At 40.8% G+C, this 16,542-nt stretch carries 16 protein-coding genes; 4 read left to right on the top strand and 12 right to left on the bottom strand.

Features of this window, described 5'->3' with window-relative positions; translation table 11 throughout:
• Positions 1-4: 4 nt before the first annotated feature.
• Together B9T23_RS13335 and B9T23_RS13330 are read left to right on the top strand one after the other, a co-directional pair.
• The gene (locus B9T23_RS13335) at positions 5-967 is read left to right on the top strand and encodes a TauD/TfdA dioxygenase family protein (RefSeq protein ID WP_067725031.1); all 963 of its coding nucleotides are present in this window, start codon (positions 5-7) and stop codon (positions 965-967) included.
• Between the two features lie 565 nt (positions 968-1,532).
• A complete protein-coding gene (locus tag B9T23_RS13330) occupies positions 1,533-2,234 on the top strand; it encodes a DUF1003 domain-containing protein (protein WP_067725029.1) in 702 nt (233 codons plus the stop codon).
• Between the two features lie 227 nt (positions 2,235-2,461).
• On the opposite strand, the gene sthA is transcribed toward B9T23_RS13330, so the two are convergent.
• Positions 2,462-3,874: a Si-specific NAD(P)(+) transhydrogenase gene (gene sthA / locus B9T23_RS13325; RefSeq protein WP_067725027.1), complete on the bottom strand. Its 1,413-nt coding sequence runs from the start codon at positions 3,872-3,874 to the stop codon at positions 2,462-2,464.
• 215 nt (positions 3,875-4,089) lie between these two features.
• Between sthA and lipA the strand changes: the two genes are divergently transcribed.
• A complete protein-coding gene (gene lipA, locus B9T23_RS13320; protein ID WP_067725025.1) occupies positions 4,090-5,103 on the top strand; it encodes a lipoyl synthase in 1,014 nt (337 codons plus the stop codon).
• A 155-nt stretch (positions 5,104-5,258) separates the two neighbouring features.
• Here the strand turns inward: lipA and miaE are convergent, their stop codons facing one another.
• The 11 genes from miaE to B9T23_RS13265 all read right to left on the bottom strand — a co-directional run bounded on the left by miaE (position 5,259) and on the right by B9T23_RS13265 (position 14,624).
• Positions 5,259-5,912 (bottom strand): tRNA-(ms[2]io[6]A)-hydroxylase, encoded by a 654-nt coding sequence (gene miaE / locus B9T23_RS13315; RefSeq protein WP_086194461.1) that lies wholly within the window; start codon positions 5,910-5,912, stop codon positions 5,259-5,261.
• 12 nt (positions 5,913-5,924) lie between these two features.
• Entirely contained in the window at positions 5,925-6,650 is a 726-nt protein-coding gene (gene pdxJ, locus B9T23_RS13310; RefSeq protein WP_086194460.1) for a pyridoxine 5'-phosphate synthase, read from the bottom strand.
• A 26-nt stretch (positions 6,651-6,676) separates the two neighbouring features.
• The gene (gene recO / locus B9T23_RS13305; protein WP_086194459.1) at positions 6,677-7,387 is read right to left on the bottom strand and encodes a DNA repair protein RecO; all 711 of its coding nucleotides are present in this window, start codon (positions 7,385-7,387) and stop codon (positions 6,677-6,679) included.
• A gap of 11 nt (positions 7,388-7,398) precedes the next feature.
• Positions 7,399-7,590, bottom strand: a complete 192-nt coding sequence (locus tag B9T23_RS13300; RefSeq protein WP_086194458.1) for an NF038104 family lipoprotein — start codon at positions 7,588-7,590, stop codon at positions 7,399-7,401.
• A 37-nt stretch (positions 7,591-7,627) separates the two neighbouring features.
• Positions 7,628-8,656 (bottom strand): GTPase Era, encoded by a 1,029-nt coding sequence (gene era / locus B9T23_RS13295; protein ID WP_086194457.1) that lies wholly within the window; start codon positions 8,654-8,656, stop codon positions 7,628-7,630.
• A gap of 5 nt (positions 8,657-8,661) precedes the next feature.
• Positions 8,662-9,354 (bottom strand): ribonuclease III, encoded by a 693-nt coding sequence (gene rnc, locus B9T23_RS13290; RefSeq protein ID WP_067725013.1) that lies wholly within the window; start codon positions 9,352-9,354, stop codon positions 8,662-8,664.
• Entirely contained in the window at positions 9,326-9,700 is a 375-nt protein-coding gene (locus B9T23_RS13285; protein WP_086194456.1) for a DUF4845 domain-containing protein, read from the bottom strand. Before B9T23_RS13285 ends, rnc begins: the two co-directional genes overlap by 29 nt.
• 23 nt (positions 9,701-9,723) lie before the next feature.
• Positions 9,724-10,551: a signal peptidase I gene (lepB, locus tag B9T23_RS13280; RefSeq protein ID WP_086194455.1), complete on the bottom strand. Its 828-nt coding sequence runs from the start codon at positions 10,549-10,551 to the stop codon at positions 9,724-9,726.
• 21 nt (positions 10,552-10,572) lie between these two features.
• Positions 10,573-12,390, bottom strand: coding sequence for a translation elongation factor 4 (gene lepA, locus B9T23_RS13275; protein WP_067725007.1), 1,818 nt, complete (start codon positions 12,388-12,390; stop codon positions 10,573-10,575).
• 259 nt (positions 12,391-12,649) lie between these two features.
• Positions 12,650-13,105, bottom strand: a complete 456-nt coding sequence (locus B9T23_RS13270; RefSeq protein ID WP_086194454.1) for an acyl-CoA thioesterase — start codon at positions 13,103-13,105, stop codon at positions 12,650-12,652.
• Positions 13,106-13,241: 136 nt separating this feature from the next.
• Entirely contained in the window at positions 13,242-14,624 is a 1,383-nt protein-coding gene (locus B9T23_RS13265; RefSeq protein ID WP_086194551.1) for a Do family serine endopeptidase, read from the bottom strand.
• A gap of 228 nt (positions 14,625-14,852) precedes the next feature.
• Here B9T23_RS13265 and nadB point away from each other — a divergent pair, with 228 nt between their 5' ends.
• Entirely contained in the window at positions 14,853-16,496 is a 1,644-nt protein-coding gene (gene nadB, locus B9T23_RS13260) for an L-aspartate oxidase (RefSeq protein WP_171263108.1), read from the top strand.
• Positions 16,497-16,542 lie beyond the last annotated feature (46 nt).

Raw genomic sequence — 16,542 nt, 5'->3', positions numbered from 1 at the left:
CAAAATGACCAGCCTCACCCAACTATCACAAGCCATTCATGATGCACCGCGTTGGCATCAAGCAGAACAATTTCAAAATCCAGAAGAAATCAGCATTATCCCCTTACAAGGTGAAGCATTAGGTGCAGTCGTTTTTGGTTTAGATGCCCGTAAAGCGCAAGCCGGTGAAACGATTTATCGTTTAAAACAAGCTTTGGCTGAACACTTGATTTTAATTTTCAAAAAACAAAGTTTAGATGATTTACAGTACTTGGCTTTCACCAGTTATTTTGGCTCTATTTTCCGCCCAAGTGCAGACAATCCAGTACTTGCAACACAATCGGATACTGGCACGCCACCCGATGTCGTTCCTGTATCTAATGCCGTCGGTCAAGGTGATTACACCGGTCATGGTGAACTTTCACCACATGCCGATCACCAATGGACACCGCAACCCTCTTTCGGTTCATTACTCTATGCCATTGAACTTCCGGAAGGTGGCGGTCAAACCTCATGGTTCAATACCATTAAGGCTTATGAGGCTTTAGACCGTGATACTCAAAAACATATTGATGAGTTGCAACTGATCACCTACAACCCATTTGTCCGTCGACAACAGGTTCAAGACAATGACACCAATGGCTATGGCACAAGTCCTTTATACCGTTTTAAAGATCAACCGATTATTGGGCATGCTTATCCACATCCTTTGGTACGCACGCATCCGGAAAGTGGTCGCAAAGCACTTTGGCTGAATACACGAAGTGAAGTGGAATTGGTGAATTATGATGATCAAGCAGGGAGTGAATTAATCGCTTCATTACGTGAACATATCTTAAAACCTGAATTCCGCTATGAACATCAATGGGAACAAGGTGATATCGTATTCTGGGACAATCAAGTCACGCTACATTCACGACGCCCTTTCCCTTCCGATCAACGCCGTTTATTGAAACGCATCAGTCTTGCAGGAGGTCGTCCTTTCTAAGGATTGCTTAAATAAAAACAATAAAAAAATAATAAAAATACCCAGTTTTGAACATCTTGAAATAACAATAACTAAGATTCAAGATGTTCAAATTTTTTGTTCTGCCCATCTCACAATTTAAATTGCTCAATTCAATATTCCAGCAAACTTCGCATCGTAACTCTCACTTGTCTGGTTGCTTAGTGGTGCATCTATACCTTAGTTTTGAAACTGTAACCATTATTTATGGATGGTGAGTTAGACCACAATCAGTCCAAAGGTAATCACGATAAAAATTGGTGGAAATGAAGTGCAATAAATGACTGCTATTAGAGATATTTTACATAAAAACATCATTCCAAAAATTTTGCCAAAATTAAAGCTTCACTGGATATGATTTCATTTTTGAATGAATTTATCTCCCTGCTGCAAAAATGACTAAACCGTCTTATCGGCAACTTGCTGAATCCAATATTAAGCGTAAAGAAAATTAATAATATAAGCAGTGAAAAACCCCAAATACGGTTAAAATATAGTCGATGGTATTTATCCAATAATTTCAGAATTATTAGAAAAGAGCACGATCATGAATGAAAAAAATGCATCTTATAAATGTATAGTTTGTGGAAAACATTTCCCGATAAAAAGTCTCATCCCGATGGGTACAGTACGCAAAGTCATTACAGAAGCCATTTCACAGGATTTTCCAGAATGGTCACCTCATAGTTATATTTGTCAGGCAGATTTAACCAAGTATCGAATTCAGTATGTTCATTCATTGTTAAAGTCTGAAAAAGGTGAAGTGACTGATCTTGAGTATGAAGTGATTAACAGCATGCAACAGCATGAACTCATCACAAAAAATGTTGAAACCAAACTAGACCAAAACTGGACTTTTGGCGAAAGACTGGCAGATAAAATTGCATCTTTTGGTGGAAGTTGGGCCTTTCTGATTTGTTTTGCTATTTTTTTAGCCATCTGGATTATTGTGAATACTGTGGTTATGATCTCACATCCTGCTGATCCTTATCCTTTTATCCTGTTAAATTTAATCCTGTCCTGTATAGCGGCTATTCAAGCACCGGTGATTATGATGAGCCAAAATAGACAAGAAGCAAAAGATAGATTGCGTTCACAAAATGATTATCAAATTAACTTAAAAGCCGAGCTGGAAATTCAACATTTGCATGAAAAATTAGATCATCTTTTAATGCATCAGTGGGATAGACTGGCTGAAATACAAGAAATACAACTCGAGTTACTCTCTGAAATGAGTAAAAAACATTAAAAATTTATGGATGTTCTCATTCACATTCAACAACTCAGAAAACTGGAATGAGTTAATTGCCCAAATGGTTATCGCAAAAAATACAGCCTACAGATTTGATGAAATCTAAAGATGAACTCTACTTCAGAATGCTCATTTTATCCTTGTCAAAATTTCACATTATTCTGTGCATAAAAAACCCGTAAGCCTTCGCTTACGGGTTTTTCAATCTAAGACTTAAATCAAGCTTAGAATAAACGGTTCATACCATTCAATGTTGCTACGCGGTACGCTTCCGCCATGGTCGGATAGTTAAAGGTGGTTTCAACAAAGTATTTAATCGTGTTGTGACCACTATTCATCACCGCTTGACCAATGTGAATAATTTCTGAAGCATTGTTACCGAAACAATGGACACCCAAAATTTCCAGCGTGTCACGATGGAATAGAATCTTCAATTCACCCACGGTGTCACCGGTAATTTGTGCACGCGCCAAATGACGGAAAGATGCTTGCCCTACTTCGTAAGGAATTTTATCTTCAGTCAATTCTTGTTCAGTCTTACCAATCGATGAAATTTCCGGAATGGTATAAATACCTGTCGGAATATCCTTAACCGGTGCAACATGTTCACCGCTCATGTTTGAACCTGCACAACGACCTTGGTCATAAGCAGCAGAAGCAAGTGATGGCCAGCCAATCACGTCACCGGCAGCGTAGATGTTTTCTACTTCAGTCTGGTATTGATCATTTACGGTTAACTGACCACGACTGTTGGGTTGAATACCCACATTCTCAAGGCCTAAACCATCAGTATTACCCGAACGGCCGTTACACCATAAAATGGCATCCGCTTTAATTTTCTTACCACTTTGTAAATGCATCACCACGTGATCATCGAAGGTTTCAAGATGATCCAGTTGTTCGTTATGACGGATCAATACCCCCTGTTCACGCAAACGGTAAGACAAGGCATCAGAAATTTCGTCATCTAAATAGCTGAGTAATTTGTGCTGTGTATTGATCAAATCAACTTTATGGTCCAGACCAATGAAGATTGACGCATATTCACAACCAATGACACCTGCACCATAAATGATGATTTTCTGGATTGAAAAATCAAGATCCAAAATTTTGTCTGAATCAAATACACGTGGATGATTAAAATCAAGCGCTGCTGGACGGTACGGACGCGAACCTGTCGCAATCACCAACTGTTGGAAAACAATAGTTTCTTTAATACCATCATCACTGAAAATCAGTACTGTATTTTTATCCTGGATGTATGCACGACCATGATAAATATCAATTTTATTGCGATCGTAAAAACGCGAATGCGTTTCAACCTGTTGCTGAATCACTTTATGTGCATTACGCAATACTTGTTTCATGGTGAACTGTTTCCAGTCGCCCACTTTCTGGAACATTGGGTCACGTTGGTAACGTAAAATGCTCGATACTGTTTGACGTAATGCTTTACTTGGAATAGTACCTACATGAGTACAGTTACCGCCTAACTGCTCACGCATATCAATGATTGCAACACGCTTGCCTGATTTGGCAAGTTTCATTGCTGCGCCTTCACCAGCTGGGCCTGAACCGAGAACTACCGCGTCGTATTTAACGAAAGTTCCACTAACGACCTCTTTTTTACGTGGCATTCAACGCTCCTTTAATCAAAATCTATCTTTAATCAATCTAAGTTATATTATGACGTAATTCCCATGCATTTGGTGTATTTAGCTGACATATATTGAGTGATAACAACATTTTTTAAATGAATATCGTTTTTGCCCTATTTGAGCCTAAGTTCGCTATAATACAGGGGCTATTATGTCTCGCATCTCCCCCGTCAAAAACAGTGGAAAAGTTGAATATGTCTGAAAACCGTAAACCAGAACAGGGTGTCAAACTTCGTGGCGCAGAGAAGGTCGCTCGTATTCCTGTAAAAGTTGTACCTACGGTTGAAACGCCACGCAAACCGGATTGGATTCGCGTCAAAATGGCGGCTCCTGATGAAGTTCAACGGATTAAAACCACATTACGCGCACAAAAATTACATACAGTTTGTGAAGAAGCAGCTTGTCCTAACCTGCCGGAATGTTTCGGTGGCGGTACAGCAACCTTTATGATTATGGGCGATATCTGTACCCGTCGCTGCCCATTCTGTGATGTTGCACATGGTCGCCCAAATGCACTTGATCCAGATGAACCCCGTCATATGGCAGAAACCATTGCCAATCTTGGTTTGAAATATGCAGTCATCACCTCGGTTGACCGTGATGACCTTCGAGATGGTGGTGCGCAGCACTTTGTAGACTGTATTAAAGAAGCACGTGATTTAAGTCCAAAAACATTACTTGAAATTCTAGTTCCAGATTTCCGTGGTCGTATGGATGTGGCTTTACGTATTATGACGGAATGCCCGCCAGACGTATTCAACCACAACATTGAAACAGTGCCGCGCTTGTATAAAGCAATGCGTCCGGGTTCTGATTATCAGCACTCATTAGACCTGCTTAAAATGTTTAAAGAGTACTGCCCTGACATTCCGACCAAATGTGGATTGATGGTTGGTTTGGGTGAAACTGAAGAAGAAGTACTGGCATTGCTTGATGATCTTCGCGCACATGACGTGGATTACATCACCATCGGTCAGTATTTACAGCCTTCTAAGCAGCACGCACCGATTGACCGCTTCGTAACACCGGAAGAATTTGAACGCTACACTGCACATGGTCAAAAGCTCGGTTTCAGAAACATTTGGGCTGCACCGATGGTTCGTTCAAGCTACTTTGCTGACCGTCAATATTATGGCGAACCTGTTCCAGCAGTACGTCGTAAAGCCGATCCTGCCAAGAAAATTGCCGTACAAACCATTGAAGCTTAATTTATTCTAAATAAAAATCAGCCTGATTTAATGATGCCAATCTAATCCATTTAGGTTGGCATTTTTGTTTTTAAGATTCTGAAAATATTGAGATATAAAAAATCCCCTATTCAAATAGAGGATTTTTTAAAGAATTATAGATAAAAAGCTATAGATTAAGCCACTTTACTCGGCACACCGCTATGGAAACGGAATAAATCATCCGGAGTTAAAATCAGGTTTTTTTCAACTTCACGAAAATGGGCAATACGCTGCTGAATATCTTCTTTAGGATTTTTTAACTTTGACGTTTGAGCGACATCCAATGCCAATGCCAAATAATCCTCAAAGTGACGAGATTCAGACTTGAGAAGATAACGGTAGTATCGACCCAAGTCTTCATCTACAAGCGGTGCTAGCGCATAGAAACGCTCACATGAACGCGCTTCTACAAAAGCACCAATCACCATAATGTCAATTAAAGCTTCAGGCTCATAAGTCCGCACTTCTTTGCGCAATCCACCTGCATAACGACCTGCACTAATCGATTGCCATTCCTGCCCGCGTTTGGTCATTAGTTCAAGCACTTGTTCGTAGTGCAACATTTCTTCACGCACCAACTGTGCCAGCTTAACCTGCAAATCGGTAAAGAACGTGTAGCGAAACATCAGGTTCATGGCCGTACCTGCTGCTTTCTTTTCACAATTGGCATGGTCTTGCATGAGTAACTCCAAGTTATTCATTGCTTCATCTAACCATGCTTTAGGCGTTTCACATCCCAAGAAGCCAAGAACTGGCTTCATCAGATCATCATAATTTATTAATGACATAATTCTAAAAACTTATCTTGCTGATTTAATGACAGCTTTCATTTGTTGAACGGCTTGGGCTAAACCCACAAACACAGCATCGGCAATAATGGAATGACCAATATTGAGTTCATGAATTTGCGGAATTTGAGCAATTGGCGTGACATTTTCAAGGTTTAAACCATGCCCTGCATTCACCAATAAACCTTTAGAGGCGGCATATTCTGCACCTTGAACAATACGCTCAAGTTCGTGCTGTTGTGCTTCTGCTGTTTTTGCATCTGCATAAGCACCGGTATGAATTTCAATGGTCGGCGCACCACAGGCAATTGCGGCATCAATTTGTGCGATATCGGCATCAATAAACAAAGACACTTCACAACCAATAGCAGTCAAGGCTTTGGTGGCTGCTTTAACCTCTTCAAAATGACCTAAAACATCCAAGCCACCTTCAGTGGTGACTTCCTGACGTTTTTCTGGAACGAAGCAAACATGATGCGGCTTGATTTCTTTGGCAAATTCAACCATTTCAGCGGTCACAGCCATTTCAAGATTCATATGCGTTTTCAATAACGGACGCATACGACGCACATCATCATCCTGAATATGACGACGGTCTTCACGTAAATGCAGGGTAATCCCTTCTGCACCGGCTTGTTCACAAATCAATGCAGCATTGACTGGATCTGGATATGTGGTTCCGCGCGCCTGTCGCAAAGTCGCCACATGGTCAATATTTACACCAAGCAATGCAGCCATAACAATTTCCTAACCATGATTAAAAATTAAGATTTAAATTGAGTATTTTGAACCCACAATTGACGGCTTTTAAGCGGTCGGTCTCCCAAAAGAGAGGTGATCATCTGCCGATACAGTTGCGCCAACAATTGTAACTGCTCTGGGTTGAAATCCCTACCTTTTTCATAATCACGCATCGACAGAATTTGCTGTCCCGATAAAGTTGAACGTGACTGTTGAGCGGTGGGAATAAAACCTTCATTGAGCTGAAAAAAATAGTGCTGTGTTGCTTGAATCTCGTGCTGCTGAGCATCCGTGCTAAAGTCGAGTGCATAGCCAAGCTCTTCTAAAAGTGCATGTTCAAACTGACGCAAAATTTGTCTTAGAAAAAGATGAGGATTTTCGTGTTGTGCCAATTGCTGTAGTTGTTGCAAGGTCTGATGATATTGCACGAAGGTCTGTGGCATTTCGACTTCAACTGGACACAAACGAAGAATAAGTTCATTCAAATAAAAGCCGGAAAAGAAGGCATCGCCAAAGAAAAAAACCGGCTGATTGACAATTTCCAGTTTAGTAAAATTTTTAAGATCCGATTTTCCAGAAGCTTGTAAGCAAATCGGTTGATATTGCGGAGGCGGCGTTTGTCTTAAGATTCCATCAACGCGACCATGCTCCTGCGTAAACAGATGCACGATATGACTACGCTCACGGTATTTACGATGATGGATTAAATAGCCATGCAATTCTTCATTTCGCATGAATAATAAATCTAGTCTTTTTTCTTTTTAGAGTCTGTTTCTTCATCATCCCCATCAGGAATGACCGCACCCACAACGGCAGCAGTTCCTTTAACCACGCCCTTCGTGGTTTTATAAGCCACTTTTACAGGGACAGTAACAAGTTTATGAATACAGCCTTGCAGAAAAAAAACACATGCTACAACTGCCAATACCTTGATCATCACTATTCCCTATAAAAGCGTTACTTATCAAAACGGTTTAGATATCGCTATAACCCAAACTTTTCAATGCACGTTCATCATCAGACCAACCGCCTTTCACTTTAACCCAAAGTGTCAGCATGATCTTTTGTTCAAACATTTTTTCCATATCAGCGCGCGCATCCATACCGATTTTTTTCAGCTTCGCGCCTTTTTCACCAATCACAATGGCTTTTTGGCCTTGGCGATCAACAAAAATAGTCGCATCGATATAGGTACATGCTGGTTTTGGACGACCGGTTTTTTCATGAACAGTCGCTTCTTCAGTCTTGAACGACTCAATCTGCACCGTTAAATCATACGGCAGTTCCTCACCCAACTGACGCATGATCTTTTCACGAATTACTTCAGACGCAAGGAAGCGCTCTGAACGGTCAGTAATTTGATCCAATGCATACAAGGGTGGCTGAAACGGTAAATAGTGTTCAATCGTGTCACGCAAATGATCAAGATTTGAAGCACGCAAAGCTGAAACAGGAACAATTTCTGCGAAATTCATCAACTTCGCTCGTTCTTGAATCAATGGCAAGGCACTGTTTTTATTTTCAAAAGTGTCAATTTTATTGATCACGAGAATAACCGGCATTTCTGCATTTTTAAGTTTTTCCAAAACCAGTTCATCGTTTTGAGTCCACTTTTGAGCATCAACCACAAATAACACCAAGTTCACGTCACGTAGTGCAGAAGATGCCGCACGGTTCATCATTTTATTGATGGCACGGACTTCTTTTTTGTGCATCCCTGGCGTATCCACAAAGACCGCCTGAGACTTTTCACGCGTATCAATACCGACAATCTTATGACGAGTCGTTTGCGGCTTACGTGAAGTAATGGAAAGTTTTTGACCTAAAATATGGTTCATTAACGTAGATTTACCCACGTTTGGACGTCCAACAATGGCTACAAATCCACTTTTAAAATCTGCAGGAATAGTTGTGCCTTGTGAACTGAAAAAATCATTAATCAGGTCGTTGCCGTTGCTTTTCGGCTCGTGATCAGCATCGATGTGATCAGAATGTGTAGTCATGCAGATTACTGCTCCAATTGTTTTAAAATATCTGCCGCTACTGCTTGCTCAGCAAAGCGACGGCTGGATCCTTCACCATACAATACAGGCAAACCCTCGATAATACATTCCACTTTGAAATGCTGATTCGGGGCATCGCCTTGAATATCCACAACATCGTAAATAGGAAGAGGCTTTTTACGGGCTTGTAAATATTCCTGTAAACGTGATTTGGGATCTTTGAGTTGGTCTGTAGGCTCAATATGGTCTAAATATGGTAAATACCATTTCAGTACGATTTCTTGCAAGACTTTTAAATCATTGCAGTCGACATAAATTGCACCAATAATCGCTTCTACAGTATCAGCAAGAATAGATTCTCGATGATGTCCACCCGATTTCAACTCACCTGTGCTTAAGATTAAACACGGACCAAGTTTCAAATCGTTTGCAATTTTGCCTAATGCTTCTTGACGAACCAATGTGGCACGCATACGCGTTAAACGCCCTTCATTTTCATGAGGGTAGGCTTGATACAAATAATGGGCAATGATCATCCCTAACAATGAATCGCCTAAAAACTCTAGACGCTCATAGTTAGATTTATGACTTACCGAGCGGTGTGTCAGTGCAAGCTGCAATAATTCAGGCTGTTTGAACTGATAACCGATACGGCTGACTAAGTGCATATCACTTAGTTTGGACTGACCTTTGATCAAAACTTTTCTCGAACTTTAACACTAAATCTATATTGAGTAAGAACGGCTTTCTTATCTCATAATCTTTTTTCACTTGCAGACCATCGGTATTGATGACTTGAGCAACATCTTTAAAATTGATATCACGAATGCCATTCATATCGAAACGCTGCCCCATCTGTTTCTCAAATTCAGAAGGTGCAATGTTTTTTGGACTACTTTGCATTAACTCCGTAATCTGATTATCGATCAGTCGATCATCTACATACGGTCCCCAAACAGCAATAACAATTTTCACTAAAAAAGCAAAACCAATAATTGCAATTAAAATTGCAATATAGGATGCTCCTTGTTGATTTTTACGCATTTTTTATTTTTCCACAATCATGCTTAATCAATTTTACCGTTACGACTAAATGACGGCAATTTAAAACCAGGCTCTTTATGCATCCAGATATAGAATGCACGACCTGTTAAGTTTTCCTCTGGTACAAAGCCCCAAAAACGACTGTCAGCACTTTGATCACGATTATCCCCCATCGCGAAGTAATGACCTTGTGGAACTTTGACTTCCCAATATAAACCATTTTCAGCCGAGTATTTACCATTTTCAACATAATTAATAAACGGTGCTTGGCGTGCAACATTTACACCGTCAAGCTCACGCATTTTAAAAGTATGTTTACCCAGTGTTTCTTGATGATAAATCGACGTTGGTGTATCTAAAATGTCTTTTTCACGGCTAAATTCAACTGGAACTTTAGCGACCTTATTACCGTTAATTGAAAGCTGACCGTGATCATAAACAATATGATCACCTGGCAAACCCACAACACGTTTAATATAGCTAATGGTCGGTTGTGGTGGATAACGGAATACAATCACATCCCCACGTTCTGGTTTACCCACCTCAATCACTTTGGTATTTACAATAGGTAAGCGGATACCATAGTTAAATTTATTCACCAGAATAAAATCACCGGTTTCTAATGTCGGTACCATCGAATCTGATGGAATATTAAAAGGTTCATATAAAAATGAACGCAGGATCAGGACGACTGCCAACACCGGCCAAAAGTCATAAGCCCATGTAATAATGAAATTTTCATTATCCTTGCCTAGAGTTTGTCTTTGTTTAAAGACAAACTTATCCAACAACCACACCAAAAAGAAAATTAATGTGGCTGGTACAAGGATTAAATTAAAATCAAAATCCATGGGCTTATATCCTCAATCTTATTATCTTTCTACTTTCAATACAGCCAGGAACGCTTCTTGCGGGATTTCAACACTACCCACTTGCTTCATGCGTTTCTTACCTTCTTTTTGCTTGGATAGAAGTTTCTTCTTACGTGAAACGTCACCACCATAACATTTAGCCAATACGTTTTTACGCATTGCTTTTACAGTTGAGCGCGCAATAATTTGTGCACCAATCGCAGCTTGAATGGCCACATCAAACATCTGACGTGGAATCAACTCTTTCATTTTCTCAACCAATGCAATACCACGGTGACGCGCATCATTACGATGAACAATCATCGCCAAAGCATCAACTTTTTCACCATTAATCAACACATCCACTTTCACCAGTGATGAGCTTTCAAAACGTACAAAGTTGTAATCCAGTGAGGCAAAACCACGTGAACATGATTTCAATTTATCAAAGAAGTCCATCACCACTTCAGCTAGAGGAATTTCAAAAGTCAATGAGACTTGCTTACCCAAGAACTTCATTTCTTTTTGAACACCACGGCGTTCTACACATAATGTCATGACGTTACCCAAGTATTCTTGAGGAACCAAGATATGACATTCAGCAATTGGTTCACGTAAATCTTCAACTGTTGAACCATCGGGCATTTTCGATGGACTGTCGATGTAAATGGTTTCGCCATTTTTCATTAGTGATTCATAAACTACCGTTGGTGCGGAGCTGATGAGGTCTAAATCATATTCACGCTCTAAACGCTCTTGCACAATTTCCATGTGCAGCATACCTAAGAAGCCACAACGGAAACCAAAACCTAAGGCATCGGAGCTTTCTGGTTCAAAGAACAATGCTGAATCATTAATTTGTAATTTATGTAGCGCTTCACGGAACGGTTCAAAATCGCTGGCATCAATTGGGAACAGACCTGCATAGACCTGCGGTTTAACCTTTTTAAAGCCCGGCAATACAGCAACATCTGGTGTAGCCGCTAAAGTAATGGTATCGCCCACTGGCGCACCAAAAATATCCTTAATCCCGGCAATCACAAAACCCACTTCACCGGCTTCTAACTCACCTGTTTCAGTGTGTTTAGGGTTAAAAATACCCACTGAGGTCACGATGTGGGTTTGACCAGTCGATTTGACCAGCATTTTATCGCCCTTACGGATACGACCATGTTTGATACGAACCAGCGAGACAACGCCTAAATAGTTATCGAACCAAGAATCGACAATCAAGGCTTGTAAAGCAGCATCCCGATCACCCACTGGCGGTGGAATCACATTGACCAGTGTTTCTAAAACACCTTCAACGCCTAAGCCAGTTTTTGCAGAACATGTGGGTGCTTCTGTCGCCTCAATTCCGATAATATCTTCAATTTCTTGAACGACACGCTCAGGTTCAGCTTGAGGTAAATCAATCTTGTTTAAAACAGGAAGAACTTCAAGACCTTGTTCAAGGGCGGTATAACAGTTCGCTACCGATTGAGCTTCTACACCTTGTGCCGCATCCACAACCAATAAAGCTCCTTCACAGGCTGCTAGCGAGCGTGATACTTCATAGGAAAAGTCAACGTGTCCTGGAGTATCAATAAAGTTAAGTTGATATTCTTGACCATTTGGATGGGTGTAATACAAGGTTACTGACGTAGCTTTAATGGTAATTCCGCGTTCGCGCTCAATGTCCATTGAATCAAGGACTTGTGCTTGCATTTCGCGAGCTTGCAGACCACCACAGGTTTGAATGAATCGATCGGCAAGCGTCGACTTACCATGATCGATATGTGCAATAATCGAAAAATTTCGTATATTATTGATATTAACTGACTTTTTAGCAACTGCCATAAACTACTCTAAATCAAAACACACAATCACATACTCGAACAAACAAAGTATTTATGACGTGCAAAAAAGGATATTCCGAAGATGTTGCACAGTATAAGCAGTAGATAGTTAAAAATACAGAGAGCTTTTAAAAATAGTCCGTTTCTTCTGCAAAACTTTGCTATAAACCATCCTCGCCCAAGTATTGATATATGAATGTAATGACAGCAATTAAATCAGGTCTTTTAAGCTTTAATTGACAGGAATGTAGCGATCAATATTAATCTTTCAAACTAATATTGGTGAAATCCAGCGGATTAATATCTGCTGCTATGGGTTGATAGGCTTGGGTAAATGTCGGTGACATGCGTTTTGGTCGACCTGTTGCAATTTCGATACACGCCCATTTGGTATTTCCCGTGAATAAAACACTGTGGTCCTGAGGACGATAGAAAACGTATTGACGGAAAGAATAGAGTGCATTGATCTCGCTCAACCAAGTACGCAAGATAATTTTTTCGCCTTCAAATGCAGCTTTACGATATTGCACATGATGCTCAATCGCTACCATCGCATGTTTCAGTTCAAGATACTCCTTAAGTCCCAAACCCAAGGCCTCAATATGTGCAGTAGCAACTTCCTGTATCCATTGCATATACACCACATTATTCACATGTCCCAAACTGTCAATATGATCTGCTTGAACGGTCATTTCTAAATCAAAAACTGTGCTCATATATTCTTTAAATCCTTACTCGTTGCAAAAATTTCGTTCAAGGAAACACAGTCTACGTAATTTTAAGATCGAGTAGAATTGCAAAATATAAAAAACCACTCATTTTCAGAGTGGTTTGGCTGTTCATTTATTGAGACTATTCAATACGCATTCCCAAAATTGCGCGTTGATCTTGACGAATAACCGAAACCCGAGCAATTGAACCTTTTTTCAACTCAGACACAGATTTAATAAAATCATTACTATTCAAAATGGTTTTATTATTGATTTGAGTAATGATATCCCCTGCAGCCATACGTGCCTGTGCAGCAATACCGCCTCGCTTCACTTCCTCTACCAAAATACCGCCTTTAATATCCAGCTGTGCTTGTTCAGCAGCGGTTAGGTTACGAATGCTAACGCCTATAACAGGACCTTTTTGCTCAGCAGTTTGTTCCACTTTTGCCGGGGTGTCATCTGGAGCAGTCGTCACTGTCGCTGAGATATTACGGGTTTTATCATCGCGTAAAACTTGCAACTGAATCACTTGATTAGGCGTAGTCCGGTTTAAATAATTCAACAAATCAGAAGTTCTTGAAATGGGTGAGCCATTATATTTCAGGATTACATCGCCCGACTTAAAGCCGGCTTTGGCTGCAGGTGAATTTGGCGCCACCTGTGTCACCAGTGCACCTTCAGGTTTAGACAGGTGATAAGATTCTGCAAGGGTACGATCAATATCTTGCAGCATTATGCCTAAGTATGAACGCGTCACCTTGCCATTCTTTTTCAACTGCTCTGCCACATCCATGGCCACATCAATCGGAATAGAGAATGACAAGCCCATATATCCGCCAGTACCACTAAAGATTCGTGAGTTCACCCCAACCACTTCACCGTTTTGGTTAAACAGTGGACCACCTGAATTCCCGGGATTCAAAGCCACATCGGTTTGAATAAATGGAACTGAGGTTTCGCCCATCATGTTGCGCATTTTTGCGCTGACAATGCCCGCTGATGCAGAATAATCAAAGCCAAACGGAGAACCAATCGCCAGTACCGGCTCTCCCACTCTGAGTCGATCGACATTACCGGTACGTAATTCAGGGAAATTCGAGCCGTTGACTTTTAGAAGCGCAACATCGGTACGCTCATCACTTCCAACAACAGTCGCATCAATTTCACGGCGATCATTCAGCATGATCGTAACTTTAGAAGCATCTTCTACCACATGATGATTCGTTAAAAGGTAACCATCTTTACTGATAAAGAATGCGCTGCCATAACCGGTTTTTTCTTGTGGGGCTTGTTGCTGGGGAATAATCACCCGATTACCAAAGAAACGTTTTAATATTTCAGGAACTTGCTGCTGCAGCAATTCTTGTTCTGTCATTTTTTTAACGACATTTACGCTGACCACTGCCGGACTGACTTGTTCTACCAGATTGGAAAAGTCTACTGACGATGCTGCTTGTGTTTGCGCTGCAGCTATCGTAAATACCGCAGCATAAATTCCTTTTTGTACATAGCGATTTTTCATATCAAGCATTCGCTCCATTTCGTTATAAATATGTGTAGACAGTTTCTAGCATAAACTTTGTCTATCTTGGGTAATAATATGTTTGATTATATTTGTATAAACAACAGCTTAAAGTTTTCTTAAAAGTTTGTTGGTTTATTACTTTTTCTCATCATACATTAGCATATTTACTCTTGTTTTTTGATCAAAAAAGCGTTGTTATTAGCGAACTTTTTTTCAAATTAGCTGATGGACATGTCTAATTTAAACACTACGCATCATTTTGATGTGATCATTGTGGGAAGTGGCGGTGCTGGCCTAAGTCTGGCTTTATCGCTACCCGATCATTTCAATATTGCAGTTTTGGCAAAATCGACTTTAACTGATGCCAGTACTTTTTATGCGCAAGGCGGTGTCGCGGCTGTTTTAGATGAAACCGATTCAATTGAACAGCATATTGATGACACCATGATTGCAGGTGCACAGCTATGTGAGATTGAGGCGGTAAAACAGACGGTTGAAGGTGGTAAACCTTCGGTTGATTTTCTTTTAAAGCATGGTGTGCAATTCACCTTAGATGAACAAGAACAACTCCATTTAACCCGTGAAGGTGGGCATTCACAGCGACGAATTATCCATGCCGCAGATGCAACCGGTCGCGCCATTTCAACTACTTTGGTTGAACGTGCCCAAGAAAAACAAAACATCACTATTTTTGAAAATTATATTGCCATTGATTTAATTACTTCGCAAAAATTAGGGCTGAAAGATCAAGGCAATCGTGCTCTTGGCTTATACGCGCTCGATGAAAAAACTGAAAAAGTACATACCTTCTTAGCACCTTCTACTGCTCTGGCATGTGGCGGGGCAATGAAAGCCTATCTGTATACATCCAATCCTGATATTGCCACCGGTGATGGTATTGCCATGGCTTATCGTGCCGGTTGCCGCGTTGCCAATATGGAATTCAACCAGTTCCATCCAACTTGTCTTTATCATCCTCAAGCGCGTTCATTTTTAATTACTGAAGCCATGCGTGGTGAAGGCGCTTATTTACGTCTGCCCGATGGTGAACGCTTCATGCTGCGTTTTGACGAACGTGCTGAACTTGCACCACGTGATATTGTGGCGCGTGCCATTGACTATGAAATTAAGCGTTTGGGTATTCGTCATGTCTGGCTCGACATTAGCCATAAACCTGCTGAATTTGTGAAGGAACATTTCCCTACCCTGTATGCCCGTTTGTTAGAACTGGGCATCGATATCACTACAGAAATGATTCCGGTGGTTCCTGCTGCGCACTATACCTGTGGCGGAGTGATGGTCGATGAAAATAGCCAGACCGACATTGAAGGACTCTATGCCATTGGTGAAACCTCTTATACTGGTTTGCATGGTGCTAACCGAATGGCAAGTAATTCCCTTTTAGAATGTTTTGTCTATGGAATGAGTGCTGCAAAACATATCGAAAGTCAGTTCAATACCGATTACATCTCCCCAGATGTACCGGCCTGGGATGACTCTCAGGTCATGAACCCTGATGAAGATGTGGTGATTTTGCAAAACTGGGATGAACTGCGTCAGACCATGTGGAACTATGTCGGCATTGTACGGACCACGAAACGTTTAGAACGTGCGCTACACCGGATTGAAATGCTGAAACGGGAAATCACTGAGTATTATCAAGATTATCAAGTCAGCAAGAATCTGATTGAACTGCGTAATTTAGTGCTCGTGTCCGAGATGATTGTGCGCTGTGCCATGGAGCGTAAAGAATCACGCGGTCTGCACTTCACCTTGGACTATCCTGAATTGGCGGATGAATTACGTAAAACTGTACTGACTCCACCCAACTTTAAAGTGGAAACACCGTTGGTTAATGCAGAAAGTTAAATTTAAGCACAGGCAAAACCCGTAAAAAGCCGAACAGAAATGTTCG

The organism is Acinetobacter terrae, from assembly GCF_002135195.1.
GTDB classification, from domain to species: domain Bacteria; phylum Pseudomonadota; class Gammaproteobacteria; order Pseudomonadales; family Moraxellaceae; genus Acinetobacter; species Acinetobacter terrae.
This window is presented reverse-complemented; position numbering and strand designations above follow the sequence as displayed.

What these genes read in the sequence shown, in the direction of transcription:
- B9T23_RS13335 (WP_067725031.1), top strand. Translation starts at nt 5, where the DNA reads ATGACCAGCCTCACCCAACTATCACAAGCCATTCATGATGCACCGCGT.
- B9T23_RS13330 (WP_067725029.1), top strand. Translation starts at nt 1,533, where the DNA reads ATGAATGAAAAAAATGCATCTTATAAATGTATAGTTTGTGGAAAACAT.
- sthA (WP_067725027.1), bottom strand. Translation starts at nt 3,874, where the DNA reads ATGCCACGTAAAAAAGAGGTCGTTAGTGGAACTTTCGTTAAATACGAC.
- lipA (WP_067725025.1), top strand. Translation starts at nt 4,090, where the DNA reads ATGTCTGAAAACCGTAAACCAGAACAGGGTGTCAAACTTCGTGGCGCA.
- miaE (WP_086194461.1), bottom strand. Translation starts at nt 5,912, where the DNA reads ATGTCATTAATAAATTATGATGATCTGATGAAGCCAGTTCTTGGCTTC.
- pdxJ (WP_086194460.1), bottom strand. Translation starts at nt 6,650, where the DNA reads ATGGCTGCATTGCTTGGTGTAAATATTGACCATGTGGCGACTTTGCGA.
- recO (WP_086194459.1), bottom strand. Translation starts at nt 7,387, where the DNA reads ATGCGAAATGAAGAATTGCATGGCTATTTAATCCATCATCGTAAATAC.
- B9T23_RS13300 (WP_086194458.1), bottom strand. Translation starts at nt 7,590, where the DNA reads ATGATCAAGGTATTGGCAGTTGTAGCATGTGTTTTTTTTCTGCAAGGC.
- era (WP_086194457.1), bottom strand. Translation starts at nt 8,656, where the DNA reads ATGACTACACATTCTGATCACATCGATGCTGATCACGAGCCGAAAAGC.
- B9T23_RS13285 (WP_086194456.1), bottom strand. Translation starts at nt 9,700, where the DNA reads ATGCGTAAAAATCAACAAGGAGCATCCTATATTGCAATTTTAATTGCA.
- lepB (WP_086194455.1), bottom strand. Translation starts at nt 10,551, where the DNA reads ATGGATTTTGATTTTAATTTAATCCTTGTACCAGCCACATTAATTTTC.
- lepA (WP_067725007.1), bottom strand. Translation starts at nt 12,390, where the DNA reads ATGGCAGTTGCTAAAAAGTCAGTTAATATCAATAATATACGAAATTTT.
- B9T23_RS13270 (WP_086194454.1), bottom strand. Translation starts at nt 13,105, where the DNA reads ATGAGCACAGTTTTTGATTTAGAAATGACCGTTCAAGCAGATCATATT.
- B9T23_RS13265 (WP_086194551.1), bottom strand. Translation starts at nt 14,624, where the DNA reads ATGAAAAATCGCTATGTACAAAAAGGAATTTATGCTGCGGTATTTACG.
- nadB (WP_171263108.1), top strand. Translation starts at nt 14,853, where the DNA reads ATGGACATGTCTAATTTAAACACTACGCATCATTTTGATGTGATCATT.